The 15,853-nt window shown below is 60.8% G+C and carries 13 protein-coding genes; 8 read left to right on the top strand and 5 right to left on the bottom strand.

All coding sequences use genetic code 11. The features are described from left to right. Positions 1 to 14: 14 nt before the first annotated feature. From AB4P96_RS29375 to AB4P96_RS29365, 3 genes are read left to right on the top strand one after another with little or no spacing between them, the layout of a single operon-like run. Positions 15 to 899: a DUF6625 family protein gene (locus tag AB4P96_RS29375; protein WP_099548081.1), complete on the top strand. Its 885-nt coding sequence runs from the start codon at positions 15 to 17 to the stop codon at positions 897 to 899. Next, positions 896 to 2,050, top strand: a complete 1,155-nt coding sequence (locus tag AB4P96_RS29370; protein WP_395600369.1) for a glycosyltransferase family 4 protein — start codon at positions 896 to 898, stop codon at positions 2,048 to 2,050. The genes AB4P96_RS29375 and AB4P96_RS29370 overlap by 4 nt, the downstream gene beginning before the upstream one ends. Then, complete coding sequence (locus AB4P96_RS29365; RefSeq protein WP_177034882.1) at positions 2,047 to 2,931, top strand: glycosyltransferase; 885 nt, start codon at positions 2,047 to 2,049, stop codon at positions 2,929 to 2,931. The genes AB4P96_RS29370 and AB4P96_RS29365 overlap by 4 nt, the downstream gene beginning before the upstream one ends. Before the next feature lie 577 nt (positions 2,932 to 3,508). Here the strand turns inward: AB4P96_RS29365 and AB4P96_RS29360 are convergent. After that, positions 3,509 to 5,371, bottom strand: a complete 1,863-nt coding sequence (locus AB4P96_RS29360; protein ID WP_186617924.1) for a bifunctional O-antigen ligase/aminoglycoside phosphotransferase family protein — start codon at positions 5,369 to 5,371, stop codon at positions 3,509 to 3,511. Positions 5,372 to 5,530: 159 nt separating this feature from the next. On the opposite strand from AB4P96_RS29360, the gene msbA reads away from it, so the two are divergent. From msbA to AB4P96_RS29345, 3 genes are all read left to right on the top strand, one after another. Then, positions 5,531 to 7,336 carry a lipid A export permease/ATP-binding protein MsbA gene (msbA, locus tag AB4P96_RS29355; RefSeq protein WP_017138499.1) on the top strand — a complete coding sequence of 602 codons (1,806 nt, stop codon included), beginning with the start codon at positions 5,531 to 5,533 and terminating at the stop codon, positions 7,334 to 7,336. A 216-nt stretch (positions 7,337 to 7,552) separates the two neighbouring features. Next, positions 7,553 to 8,977, top strand: a complete 1,425-nt coding sequence (gene hldE / locus AB4P96_RS29350; RefSeq protein ID WP_017138498.1) for a bifunctional D-glycero-beta-D-manno-heptose-7-phosphate kinase/D-glycero-beta-D-manno-heptose 1-phosphate adenylyltransferase HldE — start codon at positions 7,553 to 7,555, stop codon at positions 8,975 to 8,977. Next, the gene (locus AB4P96_RS29345; protein ID WP_017138497.1) at positions 8,970 to 9,905 is read left to right on the top strand and encodes an NAD-dependent epimerase/dehydratase family protein; all 936 of its coding nucleotides are present in this window, start codon (positions 8,970 to 8,972) and stop codon (positions 9,903 to 9,905) included. Before hldE ends, AB4P96_RS29345 begins: the two co-directional genes overlap by 8 nt. 141 nt (positions 9,906 to 10,046) lie before the next feature. Here the strand turns inward: AB4P96_RS29345 and AB4P96_RS29340 are convergent, their stop codons facing one another. The 4 genes from AB4P96_RS29340 to AB4P96_RS29325 are packed head-to-tail and all read right to left on the bottom strand — an operon-like array spanning position 10,047 to position 13,423. Then, positions 10,047 to 11,006 (bottom strand): hypothetical protein, encoded by a 960-nt coding sequence (locus AB4P96_RS29340; RefSeq protein WP_017138496.1) that lies wholly within the window; start codon positions 11,004 to 11,006, stop codon positions 10,047 to 10,049. A 41-nt stretch (positions 11,007 to 11,047) separates the two neighbouring features. Continuing rightward, on the bottom strand, positions 11,048 to 11,860 hold the full coding sequence (locus AB4P96_RS29335) for an aldo/keto reductase (protein ID WP_138450526.1): 813 nt from the start codon (positions 11,858 to 11,860) through the stop codon (positions 11,048 to 11,050). After that, a complete protein-coding gene (locus tag AB4P96_RS29330) occupies positions 11,857 to 13,032 on the bottom strand; it encodes an FAD-binding oxidoreductase (RefSeq protein WP_170039095.1) in 1,176 nt (391 codons plus the stop codon). The genes AB4P96_RS29335 and AB4P96_RS29330 overlap by 4 nt, the downstream gene beginning before the upstream one ends. Positions 13,033 to 13,087: 55 nt before the next feature. Beyond that, positions 13,088 to 13,423 (bottom strand): multidrug efflux SMR transporter, encoded by a 336-nt coding sequence (locus AB4P96_RS29325; RefSeq protein ID WP_017138493.1) that lies wholly within the window; start codon positions 13,421 to 13,423, stop codon positions 13,088 to 13,090. 103 nt (positions 13,424 to 13,526) lie between these two features. Here AB4P96_RS29325 and AB4P96_RS29320 point away from each other — a divergent pair, with 103 nt between their 5' ends. Together AB4P96_RS29320 and waaA are read left to right on the top strand one after the other, a co-directional pair. Beyond that, positions 13,527 to 14,417, top strand: a complete 891-nt coding sequence (locus tag AB4P96_RS29320; RefSeq protein WP_017138492.1) for a LysR family transcriptional regulator — start codon at positions 13,527 to 13,529, stop codon at positions 14,415 to 14,417. 23 nt (positions 14,418 to 14,440) lie between these two features. After that, a complete protein-coding gene (waaA, locus tag AB4P96_RS29315) occupies positions 14,441 to 15,718 on the top strand; it encodes a lipid IV(A) 3-deoxy-D-manno-octulosonic acid transferase (protein ID WP_017138491.1) in 1,278 nt (425 codons plus the stop codon). The last annotated feature ends 135 nt before the right edge of the window (positions 15,719 to 15,853 follow it).

Here is a 15,853-nt window from a genome sequence, read left to right as displayed (position 1 = left end):
ACAGTGAGTCCCCCTTGAGCAATTCGTGCCCCCGCATCCTTTTCATTATTCCTTACTTTGGCCGCTGGCCATTCTGGATGCCGTTTTTTCTCGAAAGCTGCCGCCAAAACGCGGACGTCGACTGGTTGCTGTTCAGCGACTGCCCGATGCCGGCCAATGTGCCGGACAATGTCCGCATCGAAAGCATCACCTTTGCCGATTACTGCGCGCTGGTTTCCCAGCGGCTGTACATCAATTTTGCACCCCTGGCGCCGTACAAGCTGTGCGACATCAAGCCGGCGTTGGGGCATATCCACGCTGACCGCCTCACCGGTTACGATTTCTGGGCGTTTGGCGATCTGGACCTGATCTACGGCAACCTGCGCGAGTATTTCACCGCAGAGCGGTTGGCCAGCCATGACTTGTTTTCAACCCATGAACGACGAGTCGCCGGCCATTTGTGCCTGATGCGTAACACGCCCAGGAAGCGGCATGCGTTCATGCACATCAAGGATTGGGAAGCGCGTTTTACCGATCAGGCGCATCATGCGCTGGATGAAGGCGCATTCAGTCGAATTTTCCTGTGGCGCAAGAACTTCCCGAAGCCGTTGTTTGAGCTGGTCGGCAAGTTCAACCCATGGCGTCGGCGCAGTGAGTTTACCGAGGCGTTCAGTACGCCCGGTGGTGTGATCAAATGGCACGACGGCAGTGATCGCTTCCCGCATCAGTGGTTCTGGAACAAGGGCCGCCTGACTAACGACAGGGATGGTGAGCGGGAATTTCCGTATTTCCATTTTGTCTGCTGGAAGCGTAATCAGTGGCCGTTGCTACCGGAGCCTGACGCCGAATACGTCGAGACGCTGGCGGCTGAAACAACCTGGGTGGTTGATGCCACGGGTTTCCATCGAGGAGAGTTATGAGTCGGCGTTTCAAGGTCCTGCAACTGCAGCCTGACTACAATGTTAAATCCCATGACTTTGCCGACCTGGCCGAGCAGATCGTCAAGGCATTGCCCGCCGAGCGCTATGAGGTCACCGCCGCGTTCCTGCGTGGCAAGCCGGCGCCTGGGGCACCGGTCAGCCGGGCTGCCAAGTCGGTCTACTTCGAGTTTTCCGACAAGTCACTCAAAGGCTTGCGACTGCGCGCCATGTGGCAGTTGTATAAGTTCTGCCGCCGCGAACAGTTCGACGTGGTGGTGTGCAACCGCTTCAAGCCGGTCAACATGATGTTGCAGCTCAACCGTTGGTTGAAGATCCCGTTGTGCATCGGCATCTCCCACGGTTTTGGCGAGTATGACCGTCTCTACCGCCGCAAGCAGGCGCAGCGCTGGATCGACGCGCACTGGCGCTTTGTCGGCGTGTCACCGGCGGTCAAGCAGTACCTGCTCGATTGCCAGTGCGGGTTTACCGACCAGAATACCTACGCCATTACCAACGCCATCGACATCGAGCAGGCCGAAGGCTTGCAGCATTCACGCACTCACGCGCGCGAGTTGCTGGGCATCGACCCTTCGGTGCGCTTGATCGGCGCCTTGGGCCGGCTGGTGCCGGTCAAGGGCCACACCTATTTGTTGCAGGCGTTTGCGGCGCTGAAAGATAAATACCCCACCGCGCAACTGGCCATCATTGGCGCCGGGCGCGAAGAGGCCAACCTGGCCGCGCAAATCCAGAACCTTGGCCTGGATGGACGCGTGCACCTGTTGGGCTTCAAGGAAAATGCCCTGCAATACGTGCGTGCCTTTGACATCTGGGCAATGCCTTCGCTCGCAGAAGGCCTGGGCCTGGCACTGCTGGAAGGCATGAGCGGTCGCCTGCCGGTGATTGCCTCCAGCGTACCGGCCATGCTGCCGTTGATCGAAGGCGCCGGTGGCCTGGCGGTTGAGCCGGCCAATGTGCCCCAGCTGACCGAGGCGCTGGACACTTACCTGGCGCTGTCCGACGAGGCACTCGCACAAAAAGGCGAGCAGGCCTACCAGTACCTTCAGGCGCAACACGACATTGAGGTATTCCGTCAGGAATACCTGGAGCTGATTGATTCAGGGTTGGCTCAAGCACGCGGGAAGAATGTATGAGCCAGAGTCAGCCTTTGGTCACGGTGATCATTGCGTCGTATAACCATGCGCCCTACATTGAGGAAAGTATCCTCAGTGTGTTGAACCAGACCTATCCCAACATCGAACTGCTGGTGGTGGACGATGGCTCGACAGACGACAGTGTCGAGCGCATCCGTCGCCTGCAGGAGCAACACAGGTTCGACTTTCGTGTGCAGCAGAACCAGGGGCTGACCAACACCCTCAATGGTGCGATTGCCCGGTCTCAGGGGCCGCTGATCGTGCCGTTCGGTTCGGACGACATCATGATGCCCGAGCGCATTGCGACCCAGGTGGCCTATATGGATGGCAAGCCTGAGGTGGGGATCTGTGCGGGCAATATCGAGCTGATCGACTCCCAGGGCGAGCTGTTCCCGGAGAAGCGCCAGCGCCGTGACGTGCCGTTTCGACGCCTGGATTTCGACGATATGTTCCTGGAGCGCAAACCTTACCCGCCAGCGCCTACGCTGATGATCCGGCGTGAAGCGCTGGAAAGGGTCGGTGGGTTTGACCCGCAGATTCGTCTGGAAGATTTGCTGATCGAACTGAAGATTACCCACGCCGGGTACTTTATTGATGGCTTGAACGTGGTGATGGCGCGCTACCGCAAGCACGCGACCAATTCGTACAAGAATCATCGATTCATGATCGATAACATCCTGCGCACCTACGCGTTGTTCAGTGATCACCCGCTGTACAACGAGGTGCGTTACAAGTTCCTCAGCTCCATGTTCCTCAAAACCTCCAACCGCAACCGTGCGTTGGCGCGAGAGCTGCTGGCGCAAATTCCGTTTCGGGCCTGGAACAAGAAGACGTGGCGCGGCTTGGGCCGCCTGTATTTTTCCCCGCTGGAAAAAGACTGATACCAAGATCAGAGCAGCACACCTTCACCGTGTGTGCCGCGATCTAGATGTGGGATCTGGCTTGCCTGCGATGGCGGGTTGTTGGTGTACATATCCGTTGCTGCGGTAACGGCTTCTATTGGTTCCGCTCTTACAGCGGGTCACTTTTGTAAAGACCGGAATGCCGGCCCAGACAAAAGTAACCAAAAAGTCTTCGCCCCAACACTCGGTGCCTCGCTATGGCTCGGCATGCCCGCAATCCGCCAGTGATTTGGGGGGGCGCCGCGATGGGCCATCCTTGGCCCAGCGCGGCTAAACCGGCATCCCTGCCGGTTTACCCCCCAAATCACTGTCGAATTGCGGCCATCGTGTTTGACGGGGCGATTTCAGATCAAGATCACGATCAAAAGCGCAGATCAAAAGACCGCTGACTTCGTCATCGAAAAGGATGTAAGAGCAACAGCAACAGCAGAGCCATACTCGGTCAAAGGTGGGAGCTGGCTTGCCTGCGATAGCATCACCTCGGTGCATCAGAAGTACCGAGGTGTCTGCATCGCAGGCAAGCCAGCTCCCACATCTATTTGCGCCGAATACGACCTCAGGCCGCGGGGCGGGCGAGTGTCAGTACCTGCTCGCGGATTTTCTGCGTGGCGTGCGGCGAAGCCACCGAGGCATAGCCCTTGGCCAATTGCTCGAAGTGAGCTTCGAACAACCAATTGCGATCCTGCGAATAGCGTTGCATATGCTTGAGGTTGCGCTGGCGCAGCGTGTTGCGCAGCGCTGACGGATAGACGCGCATATCCGCCACGTCGATCAGGCCGAACTCTCCGTCTTCCAACAGCAGCACATTGCCCAGGTGCAGGGAGCGGAAGTAGACACCGCGTTCGTGCAGTTGGGCCATAAACCGCCCAAACCGTTCGATCAGCGATTCGCGCAGGCTGCTGTCCAGGCTTTGCAAGGCCTGGCGCAACGTCAGGCCCGGCAGTGGCTGGTAACGCACGGCGGTGCTGCCGTCGCGCAGGCTGTACAGGTCGAGGATCGGCGGTGCTGTAATGCCCAGTGCCTGGAGCTGTTCGCTGTTGCAGGCAAACCGTTCCGAGTACGGGTTGAATGTGCCCGAGGTGTACCAGCGTCGAGCCCTGAACAGCTTGAGGAAGCTGCCATTGCCCAGGCGCAGGACTTTAGGCCCCAGGCCATCTTCCTCGACGATATGCGCGCCTTCGCACAGGGCTTTGAACACCTGTGGCTTGGGCGTGCTCACCGCAATGCGCAGTAGGCTATGGCGCCGCTTGGCGATGCTCAGGCCGGCGATCAGTGCGAGGGGGATCCACAGCAGGAACCAGTGCTCCTTGGGCCGCGACAGGATGCCACCGCCTTCGGTAAGCCCTGCGCCGATGCCGTAGGCCAGCAGCGAGGAAGTCAGGATAAACAGCGGCTGCGCGCGCTCCTTGAGCCCTGCGTACATCCCGCGGCCAAGCATGAAGATCCACGGGATAAAGCCGATGATGCCGACGTAATAAAGCACGCCCAAGGCAAAGCTGTGGGGCTCGCGCAGTGGTTCAAAATCGTAGTTGGCAGGTTTCACATACAGTTCGGAGTCGTAGCTGTGGCCAAGCCATGGATGATCGGCGATGCGGTCGAGGATGATTTGCCAGATTTCGAAGCGGAATGAGCTGCCGCGCTCGGTGATCTGTTGCGGGTAAAACAGCAGCAAGCCGGCGGCCGCCAGCACCAGGGCGGCAACCATCAGCGCCGAGCGCCGATTGCGGCTGAGCAGGCCCATCCAGAGGACTGCTATCACCAGTGCAACCAATGGCGTCCTGGAACCGGTGGCTAGAATTGCCAGGGTCATGACCGCCAGGGCGGGTGCGCTGAGCCACAGTACCCGTAGCCGTTTGGTGGTGACGCAGAGGTACAGCCAATACACGCAGAAAAAGCCGAACAGGTGGGAACTGAGCAGCGGGTTGTCCAAGGCGCCAAGGCCGCCAATCATGCGCATGCTCGGCTCGAAGCCTTTGACGAATGCCACCAGGTTTAACAGCGTCACCACCAGCGCAATCACGGCGGCGCTGAAGAAGATCGGCTTGAACAGGTCATTGCGGTAATGCAGCAGCAGCCCGCAGCCGGCAAACAACATGAACGTCTGCAACGGGATCTTGAACAGGTTGGAGTCGCCGGTGGGTTCCGGGCTCCAGAGCACCGTGATCATTGCCCATGCGCAAAATGCTGTGAAGGCAAGCACCAGCGGCTCGCGTAGTAACTCTTTGAGTTCACGTGGGCGCAGGCACAGCAGGAGCAAGGCCGGCAGGGCAAAGAAAATATAGAAGCCGCGGTGCATGACATTGCGATTGTTGACGAAAAACAGCGAACTCAGAAGCAACAATAAGCCAATGGGCAAAATCCAGAGGACCAGGAAGTCGAAAACGCGATTTGTGCCATAGGTAAGGCGCTTGGAGTGCATACAGTAAAGCCGTTCCAGAATAGAGAAAGCCGACCATGTTAAGACAGTGGCTATATAATGTCGCCCGTTGGATCCAGCCGGGCCGCGGGTCACGCCGGGTGCAAGTACAACAGAGAAGCTGTGCTAAAGTCAGCCTCCTTTTTCAAAACGCCGCGTGATATGACCGACTCCAGTCCGAGCGCAAGCCCTTCGAGCTTGAAAATATACTTCCGCCTGCTCATGTACGTTAAGCCTTACGCCGGCTTGTTCGCGTTGAGTATTGTCGGATTTCTGATTTTCGCGTCGACCCAGCCTATGCTGGGGTACATCCTCAAGTACTTTGTCGACGGCCTATCCAATCCTGACGCCGTGCTGTTCCCCAGCGTCCCATTCCTGCGTGACATGAAATTGTTGCAAGCCGTGCCGTTGCTGATCATTTTGATCGCCGCCTGGCAGGGCCTGGGTTCGTTCCTGGGCAACTACTTGCTGGCCAAGGTTTCCCTGGGCCTGGTTCACGACTTGCGTGTGCAGCTGTTCAACAACCTGCTGACGCTGCCCAACCGTTATTTCGACAACCACAACTCCGGGCACCTGATTTCGCGCATCACCTTCAACGTGACCATGGTTACGGGGGCGGCCACCGATGCCATCAAGGTGGTGATTCGCGAAGGCATGACGGTAATCTTCCTGTTTGCCTCGCTGCTGTTCATGAACTGGCGCCTGACGCTGGTGATGATCGCCATCCTGCCGTTGATTGCAGTGATGGTCAGCACGGCCAGCAAGAAATTCCGCAAGCAGAGCAAGAAGATCCAGGTGGCCATGGGCGATGTGACCCACGTGGCTTCGGAAACCATCCAGGGCTATCGCGTGGTGCGCAGCTTCGGCGGTGAAGTCTACGAAGAGAAACGCTTCTTCAAGGCCAGCCAGGGCAACACCGACAAGCAACTGCGCATGACCCGCACCGGGGCCATCTACACCCCGTTGCTGCAGTTGGTGATCTATACCGCCATGGCGGTGCTGATGTTCCTGGTGCTCTACCTTCGCGGTGATGCGTCGGCCGGTGACATGGTGGCTTACATCACGTTGGCCGGGCTGTTGCCCAAGCCGATCCGCCAGCTGTCGGAAGTCAGCTCGACCATCCAGAAAGGCGTGGCCGGTGCTGAAAGCATTTTCGAACAGTTGGACGAAGAACAGGAAGTCGATCGCGGCAGCGTCGAGCGCGACAAGGTTAGCGGCCGCCTGGAAGTGCGTAACCTGAACTTCACTTACCCAGGCACCGAGCGCCATGTGCTCAAGGACATCACCTTCACCGCGGAGCCCGGGCAGATGATCGCCCTGGTCGGCCGTTCCGGCAGCGGCAAGTCCACACTGGCCAGCCTGATCCCGCGTTTCTACCACCACGAAAGCGGCGAAATCCTGCTCGACGGCGTAGAGGTCGAAGACTACAAGCTGCTTAACCTGCGCAAGCATATTGCCCAGGTGACCCAGCATGTCACGCTGTTCAGCGACACCGTGACCAACAACATCGCCTACGGCGACCTGGCCGGCGCGCCACGGGCCGACGTTGAAGCGGCGGCGGCGGATGCTTACGCCAAGGATTTCATCGACCAGTTGCCGAAAGGCTTCGATACCCAGGTGGGCGAGAACGGCGTGCTGCTGTCCGGCGGCCAACGCCAGCGCCTGGCCATTGCCCGGGCCCTGCTGAAGAACGCGCCACTGCTGATTCTCGACGAGGCCACCTCGGCCCTCGACACCGAATCCGAGCGCCACATTCAGGCGGCCCTGGACAAGGTCATGCAGGGTCGCACGACCCTGGTAATTGCCCACCGCCTGTCCACCATCGAGAAGGCCGACCTGATCCTGGTGATGGACGACGGTCGGATCGTCGAGCGCGGCAGCCACGCCGAGCTGCTGGCCCAGAACGGCTACTACGCCCGCCTGCATGCCATGGGCCTGGATGCCCCGGTGCCGGCCGACATCACCTAAACCTTGTGGGAGCGGGCTTGCCCGCGATAGCGCAGTGTCAGTCAGCGAATGTTTCGACTGATTCACCGCCATCGCGGGCAAGCCCGCTCCCACATGTGTTCCTCGGTGGATTCAATGGCAGGTCCGTCGCACTATCTTCTGTGCACACCCTCCACAAGCCTCCCATAACCCTGTGCTAATATCGCGCCCCTGTTCATTTTGTATGTGGGTTGCTCCATGAAGTTGTCCATGCCGCGATTCGATCAAGCCCCTGTCTTGGTGGTCGGCGATGTCATGCTCGACCGTTACTGGCATGGCGGTACCTCACGGATTTCCCCTGAGGCACCGGTACCGGTAGTCAAGGTCGAGCAAATCGAAGACCGTCCAGGTGGCGCTGCCAACGTTGCCCTCAATATTGCCGCCCTCGGCGCCCCGGCCTCCCTGGTGGGTGTGACCGGCGACGACGAAGCCGCCGACAGCCTGGCCAACAGCCTGCGCGGTGCCGGTGTGCGCGCGCTGTTCCAGCGCATTGCCCATCAGCCGACCATCGTCAAGCTGCGGGTCATGAGCCGTCACCAGCAATTGCTGCGTATCGATTTCGAAGAACCCTTCGCCACCGACGCCCTGGCCCTCAGCGGCCAGGTCGACGCGCTGCTCGAAGGTATCAAGGTGCTGGTGTTGTCCGACTACGGCAAAGGCGCCTTGAAAAACCACCAGATGCTGATCCAGGCCGCCAAGGCCCGCGGCATTCCGGTATTGGCCGATCCCAAGGGCAAGGACTTTTCGATTTATCGGGGCGCCAGCCTGATCACGCCAAACCTCAGTGAGTTCGAAGCCATTGTCGGCGGTTGCGCCGATGAGCATGAGCTGGTGACCAAAGGCGCGGCGCTGATGGCCGACCTCGACCTGGGCGCCTTGCTGGTCACCCGTGGCGAGCACGGCATGACCCTGCTGCGCCCGGACCACCCGGCGATGCACCTGCCGGCCCGTGCCCGTGAAGTGTTCGACGTCACCGGTGCCGGTGACACCGTCATCTCCACCCTGGCCGCCTCGATTGCGGCGGGTGAAGAACTGCCCCACGCCGTGGCCCTGGCCAACCTGGCGGCGGGTATTGTGGTGGGCAAACTGGGTACCGCGGCTATCAGCGCACCCGAGCTGCGCCGGGCGATCCAGCGTTCCGAAGGCTCGGAGCGCGGCGTGCTGGGCATCGAGCAATTGCTGCTGGCCATTGACGACGCCCGTGCCCACAAAGAAAGCATCGTGTTCACCAACGGCTGCTTCGACATCCTGCATGCTGGCCACGTGACTTATCTGGAACAGGCGCGCGCCCAAGGCGACCGCCTGATCGTCGCGGTCAACGACGATGCCTCCGTCAGCCGCTTGAAGGGGCCTGGCCGTCCGATCAACAGTGTTGACCGGCGTATGGCCGTATTGGCCGGTCTCGGCGCAGTCGACTGGGTGATCAGCTTCTCTGAAGGCACCCCGGAAAACCTGCTGGCCCAGGTCAAGCCGGACGTGTTGGTCAAGGGTGGCGACTACTCCGTCGATCAAGTCGTAGGCGCCGATATCGTCAGCGCTTACGGTGGTACGGTCAAAGTGCTGGGGTTGGTTGAGAACAGCTCGACCACAGCCATTGTCGAGAAGATCCGCAACAATGAGTAATGCTGAAAAGTGGGTGTTGATCACCGGAGGTGCCGGCTTTATCGGCTCGCACCTGGTCGATGCGCTACTTGCCAAAGGCTATGCCGTGCGGGTGCTGGATGACTTGTCCACCGGCAAACGCAGCAATTTGCCGCTGGATAACCCGCGCGTACAACTGATTGAAGGCAATGTCGCCAATGCCGAGTTGGTGGCGCAAGCCGCCGTCGGCGCCACCGCCGTCGTGCACCTGGCTGCTGTGGCTTCAGTGCAGGCCTCGGTGGATGATCCGGTGAGCACGCACCAGAGCAATTTCGTCGGCACCCTGAATGTCTGCGAAGCCATGCGCAAGGCTGGCGTGAAGCGCGTGGTGTTTGCCTCCAGCGCGGCGGTGTATGGCAACAACGGCGAGGGTGCTTCGATTGACGAAGACACCACCAAGGCGCCGCTGACGCCTTACGCGTCGGACAAGTTGGCGGGTGAGCACTACTTTGATTTCTATCGCCGCCAGCATGGCCTGGAACCGGTGATTTTCCGTTTCTTCAACATTTTCGGGCCACGCCAGGATCCGTCATCGCCGTATTCCGGCGTGATCAGTATCTTCAGCGAGCGTGTGCAGCAGGGTGTGCCGATCAGCGTGTTTGGCGACGGCGAGCAAACCCGGGATTTCATGTACGTGGAAGACCTGGTGGATGTGCTGGTCCAGGCCATCGAAGCGCCCGAAGCGCCACTGGGTGCGATCAACGTGGGATGGAACCGCACGACCACGCTCAAGCAGGTGCTTCAGGCGCTGGAAGAGGTGGTGGGGCAGTTGCCGGTGATCACTTACGGGCCGGCGCGCTCGGGTGATATCCGCCATTCGCGGGCGAATAACCAGCGCCTGTTGGCGAGCTTTACGCTGCCGGAGCCGACGCCGCTGAAGGTCGGCCTGGAGCGCTTGCTTAACGGCTGACCTCGGTCATCTGTGGGAGCTGGCTTGTGTGGGAGCTGGCTTGCCTGCGATGGCATCAACTGGGTTTGCCTGATGTACCGAGTTGCCTGCATCGCAGGCAAGCCAGCTCCCACACAAGCCAGCTCCCACATTGGATTTGCGTCAGCCTTTGGCCTTTTTCTTCGGCACGATCTTGCGCAGCACCCGTTGCGCCAATCGCTTCAACTTCGACTCCTTCTCAGGCTCCGCCAGGCCTTGTTGGCGCAGCCAATCCTTCCAGCGAATGCGCTCATCGCGCACCAGCCAGCCTTCCTGCTGGGCGAAGCTTTCCGCCAGGTACAAGCCGCGTGTGCTGGCCGGGTATAGCTGGTCTTTCTTTACGGTGTACAACTCTGCCAGCGGCTGGCCGTCCTTCAACGGCATCAGGTACAGGTCGGGCCGCTGACGGTCCAGGCGTGCCACCAACTGGTCGCCTTCGAGGCGCTCATCCACATGGAACAGGCTCAAGGACTTGGCTTCCTTGGGGACTTCAAGGCGCAAGTCATAAATCAATTGCAGCGACGCCGTCGGCAGATGCACATACGCCCGTGGGCGCTCGATCAGTTGCATGGTGGCGCAGCGCACCGGGCGAGCGGCGCCGGACAGCGGGCTCAAGCGAAACGGCAGGGCTTCACGGTAATGCAGCGCGGCGGAGTAGGGCGCGGGCAGCCAGGTGTCATTGAAGCGCCCGCCCAGCCAGCCTTCGGGCGTCTCCAGCAGGCATTCTTCGGCAATTTCCTGGATGGCGGTGTGCAGCGGCAGGTTCAGTTCGTGGGCGGGTACGTAGCCGGAGATCAGCTTGAGCACCACGTCGCCACGGTCCTGGCGGCGCTGGCGCACCAGTACCCAGTAATCCTTGTTCTGCCAATGCAGGGTCAGGCGCACCGACACGCCGAGGTTGGCCAGTTCCAGGGCGAAACGTTCAGGGTTTGCCACCTCCACCGGCTTGCGCCGTTGCAGGGTCTGGGCGAAGTTGAGCGGCATGCCCACGCTCTGGTAACTCAGGCCTTCGGGGGTGGCTTCGACGTGCAGCGGCAGTGTCTTGAAGTTACTGGGGTTTTTTCTAATCAGCGTTCGCGGCATGTCGGCTCCTTCTTGCGACGGGGTCGGCCGCGTGGGCGGCATCAGAGTTGACGAATGACCTGGGCAGCGGTCGCCACGTTGTGGGCCAGGTGCAGCGGATTAATGGTCCCGACAATAGCACTGGCGACGCCCGTTTGCGCAAACAACAGCATGAAACTGGCATGAATTGGATCCATTCCTGGCTCAAGGCACACGTGGCCGCTGGCCAGAGCTTTTTTCACCAGGATGCCTTTGCCGTGGGCGGCGGCGTAATCGATCACGGCTTTCTCGGCCTGTTCATTCAGATTGTAGGTGACCATCGCGCAATCACCTTGTTCCAGAGCCTTCACGCCACCTTCGACGGTTTTGCCGGAGAAGCCGAAACCACGGATCTTGCCCTCTTTTTTCAGCTGCGCCAGGGTCTCGTACACCTCGCAATCATTGAGGATATGCAGGTCATTGCCGTCAGAATGCACCAGCACCAGATCGATGAAATCCGTTTCAAGTCGTTTCAAGCTGCGCTCAATGGACATGCGCGTATGCGCGGCACTGAAATCGTGATGGGACACGCCGTCGGCAAACTCTTCGCCGACCTTGCTGACAATCACCCAGTCGTTGCGCTGGCCGCGTAGCAGTGGCCCCAGGCGTTCCTCACTGCGCCCGTAAGCTGGCGCGGTGTCGATCAGGTTGATGCCCAACTGCTGGGCCTGGCGCAATAACATCCGTGCTTCGTCGTCATTGGGAATCTGGAAGCCGTTGGGGTATTTCACCCCTTGATCACGGCCCAGCTTGACGGTGCCCAGGCCCAGCGGCGAGACCAGCAGGCCGGTGCTGCCCAGTGGTCGATGCAGGTCGTGCAGGGTTGGCAGGCTCATGGCAACAGTTGCTCCCAGGCAGGTTGGCCGAGGGTCGGTTTTGGCAGCTCGGGCAGCGCGTCGCTGGCGCTTGGACGAATGCCGTCGCGTTCCAGGGCGTTGAGTACACGATCGGCGAAGTCCGGCGCCAGCGCCAGTTTGGTCGGCCAGCCCACCAGCAAGCGGCCCTGTTCGGCGAGGAAGGCATTGTCGGGGCGGCTCAGGCCCGATTGCAGCGGCTCGGCACGCTCGACACGCAGGGTGGCCCATTGGGTCTGGCTCATGTCGATCCACGGCAGTAACTGCGCCAGCTCTTTTTGCGCAGTGGCGATCTGTTCTTGTGGTGTGCGGGCCACGCCATCCGCCTCGGCGATATCGCCGCCCATGTACCACACCCAGTTGCCGTCGGCAGCCGGGTGAGTGGTGATGGTAAGGCGCGGCTTGGTGCCGCCGCCCAGGCAGTGTGCATACAGCGGCTTCAGGCCCGGGCCTTTGGCGATGATCATATGCAATGGGCGGGTTTGCATGGCGGGCTGGCTGAGGCCCAGGGCCGTCAGTAACTCAGCGGTGCCGCCACCGGCACTCAGCACGATGCGCTGGGCGCGGATCTCGCGGCCATCGACCTTCAGGCCCACCAAGGTATCGCCTTCAAGCAGCGGTTCGATGTGTTGCCCGGCGAGCAAGCCGTCGCCGGCCAATTGCGCCAGGCGTTCGATCAGGCTGGGCACATCGATGACCAGTTCGGCCAGGCGATAGACTTTGCCCTTGAAGCGACGGTCCTGCAGGGCTGGCGGCAATTCGTCGCCCTTGACCTGATCGACGCGGCCACGCACGGCTTTACTGGCGAAGAAGCTGGTGAGGTTGCCGGCGATCGTGCCGGGCGACCACAGGTAATGGGCTTCGGAGAGCAAGCGCACGCCGGTCAGGTCCAACTCGCCGTTACCCGCCAGGGCTTCGCGCCAGCGGCGCGGCATGTCGGCAATGGCTTCGGACGCGCCGGTGAGGGCGCCGTGCAGGGCGTATTTCGCGCCGCCGTGAATGATACCTTGGGACTTCACGCTTTGCCCGCCGCCCAAGGTAGCGCTTTCCACCACCACCGTGGAAAACCCCTCGCGGCGCAGGCGTGCGTTAAGCCAGAGGCCGGCAACCCCGGCGCCGACAATCAGAACGTCGGTGGAAATAACGGATGGCATCGGCGACCTCAGTGTTCAAGACAAGAGGCGCAGTATACAGGCTGTAGCGTGGCGGTCAGTGCCCGGCGGTTTTCGAGAACAGCTGAATCACCACCACACCCAGCACAATCAGGCCCATGCCCAGCATTGCTGGTACATCCAGCTTCTGCCCGTAGATAAACAGCGCGGCGATACTGACCATTACAATGCCCAGTCCGGCCCAGACCGCATAGGCGATGCCCACCGGCACCGTGCGCACCACCAGCGTGAGCATCCAGAAGGCCACGCCATACCCCACAATCATCAGCAACAGCGGAATCGGCGTGCTCAAGCCCTTGACGGCTTTCATGGAAACGGTCGCGATCACTTCCGAGCAAATGGCAATGGCCAGGTAAACGTAGGCAACATTCATGGGGGAATCCTCGGTGTGATACGTGCTTGATTAGGTCCGCATTTTAACCCTTCGCGAGATGAGATAAAGTCATTACCTATCCGATTTAAAGATGGGTTGAGTCATGAGCGTGCAATGGAACCTGGAACAGATGCGCCTGTTTGTCAGCGTCGCCGAGCAGCGCTCGTTTTCGGCGGTGGCGCGTGGGCAGCGCAAGGCGCAATCGGCGGTGAGTAACGCAATTGCCCTGCTGGAAGCGGACCTTGGGCTTAGCCTGTTCGAGCGCAGCAGCGGCCGTCAGCCCCGTCTGACTGAAGCCGGCAGTGTGTTGCTGGAAGAAGCGCGTGAGGTGCTGCGCCAATGTGAACGGCTCAATGGTCGGGCGTTGTCGCTGACCCGTGGTGAAGAAGCCTGCCTGCGCCTGGCCCAGGACGAAGCCATGTTATTTCAGCCGGTGCTCGACAGTCTTGAAGCGTTGGCCCGGCAATACCCGCTGCTGGAAGTACAGCTTTCCAGCGCCGCGCAAGGCGATGTGGCGCGCAAGCTGGTGGAGCGCAAGGCCGACCTGGGTTTGCTGTTCTATCACGACCAGATCCCCGAAGCGCTTGAGCGGCGGGTGGTGGGCAGCGTGGAAATGGTCACGGTGTGCGGCGTGAATCATCCACTGGCCCAGGACAAATACGTGACTTGCCAGCGCCTGGCGCAGTTCCGGCAACTGCTGATGTCGACCCAGACCAGCGTGTACCCCGGCAGTGAAGCCGCGAGCCCCCTGGTGTGGCGTGCCGACAGCTTCTACGTATTGGCCGAATGGCTGATGAGTGGCCTGGGCTGGGCCTGGCTGCCTCGGCACATCGTGCAGTACCCGGCCTATCAACAGCAGATGGTCGAGCTGGACAGCGAATGGACGCCGCCGGCGCTGGTGGTGGAGCTGGTCTGGCGCCGCGACGAGCACCTGGGCCCGGCCGCACGCTTCCTGACCGAGCGATTTGCCGAGTGCTTGCAGGCGATCGACTGAAAAAGCCGATAAACTCCGCCGCCATGAATAGAACTCTCTACAGCTGTCTGTTTTACCTGGCGCTGCCGTTGGTGGCTTTACGTCTGTGGCTGCGCGCGCGCAAGGCGCCGGCGTATGCAAAACGTATCGGCGAGCGGTTTTCCTATGGCCTGCCGGTGATGCAGCCGGGCGGGATCTGGGTGCATGCGGTGTCGGTGGGCGAAAGTATCGCGGCCGCGCCGATGATTCGCGGGTTGATGGAGCGCCACCCGACGCTGCCGATCACCGTCACTTGCATGACGCCCACCGGTTCGGAGCGTATCCAGGCACTGTTCGCCAATGAGCCGCGTATTCAGCACTGCTACTTGCCCTATGACTTGCCTTGCGCCGCCAAGCGCTTTCTTGATCGTGTGCAGCCCAGGCTCGCCGTGATCATGGAAACCGAGCTGTGGCCCAACCACATCCACGCCTGCGCTCAGCGTGGTATTCCGGTAGCGCTGGCCAATGCGCGGCTGTCGGCACGCTCGGCCAAAGGTTATGCACGCTTTGCCAAGCTGACCGCGCCGATGCTGGCCGAGATGAGCCTGTTTGCGGTGCAGACAAAAACCGAAGCCCAGCGTTTCTTGAGCCTGGGCGCACGACCACAAACCGTTGAAGTCACCGGCTCGATCAAGTTCGATCTGACCATCGATCCGCAACTGCCGGTGCGTGCCGCCGCCTTGCGCGAGCAATGGGGCGCCACCGAGCGCCCGGTGTGGATCGCCGCCAGCACCCACGAAGGCGAGGATGAAGTGGTGCTGGCCGCCCATCGCCAACTGCTCGAAAGTTACCCCAACGCGCTGCTGATTCTGGTGCCGCGTCATCAGGAGCGCTTCGGGCCGATGTTCGAGTTGTGCGAGCAACAAGGCTTTGCCACGGTGCGCCGCTCCAGCACTGAACCGGTGACGGCGCAGACCTCCGTGCTGCTCGGTGACACCATGGGCGAGCTGCTATTCCTTTACGCCTTGGCCGACAGCGCCTTCGTCGGCGGCAGCCTGGTGCCTACCGGCGGCCACAACCCGCTGGAACCGGCGGCGCTGGCCAAGCCTGTGATCATGGGGCCACACCTGTTCAACTTCCTCGAAATCAGCGCGATGATGCGTGAGGCCGGGGCGTTGCGTGAGGTGGATGATGCGCAAGGCTTGGCAGAAGCCGTGCGGCAGTTGTTCGAACTGCCGCAGGATGCGCGCAAGATGGCAGAGGCGGGATTGAAGGTGATGCAGGCCAACCAGGGTGCGCTCAAACGCTTGCTGGATGGTTTGGACAAACTGCTCAATCACTGAACCAACACGGACCAAAATGTGGGAGCTGGCTTGCCTGCGATAGCATCAACTGGGCATGTCTGATGTACCGAGTTGCCTGCATCGCAGGCAAGCCAGCTCCCACACAAGCCAGCTCCCACATTGGTTTGTAGTGTG

Origin of the sequence: Pseudomonas sp. B19125 (genome assembly GCF_044218855.1) — a bacterium.
Classification (GTDB): Bacteria; Pseudomonadota; Gammaproteobacteria; order Pseudomonadales; family Pseudomonadaceae; genus Aquipseudomonas; species Aquipseudomonas edaphica.
Note: the sequence above shows the minus strand (reverse complement) of the source record. Positions and strands in the feature narration are given on the sequence as shown.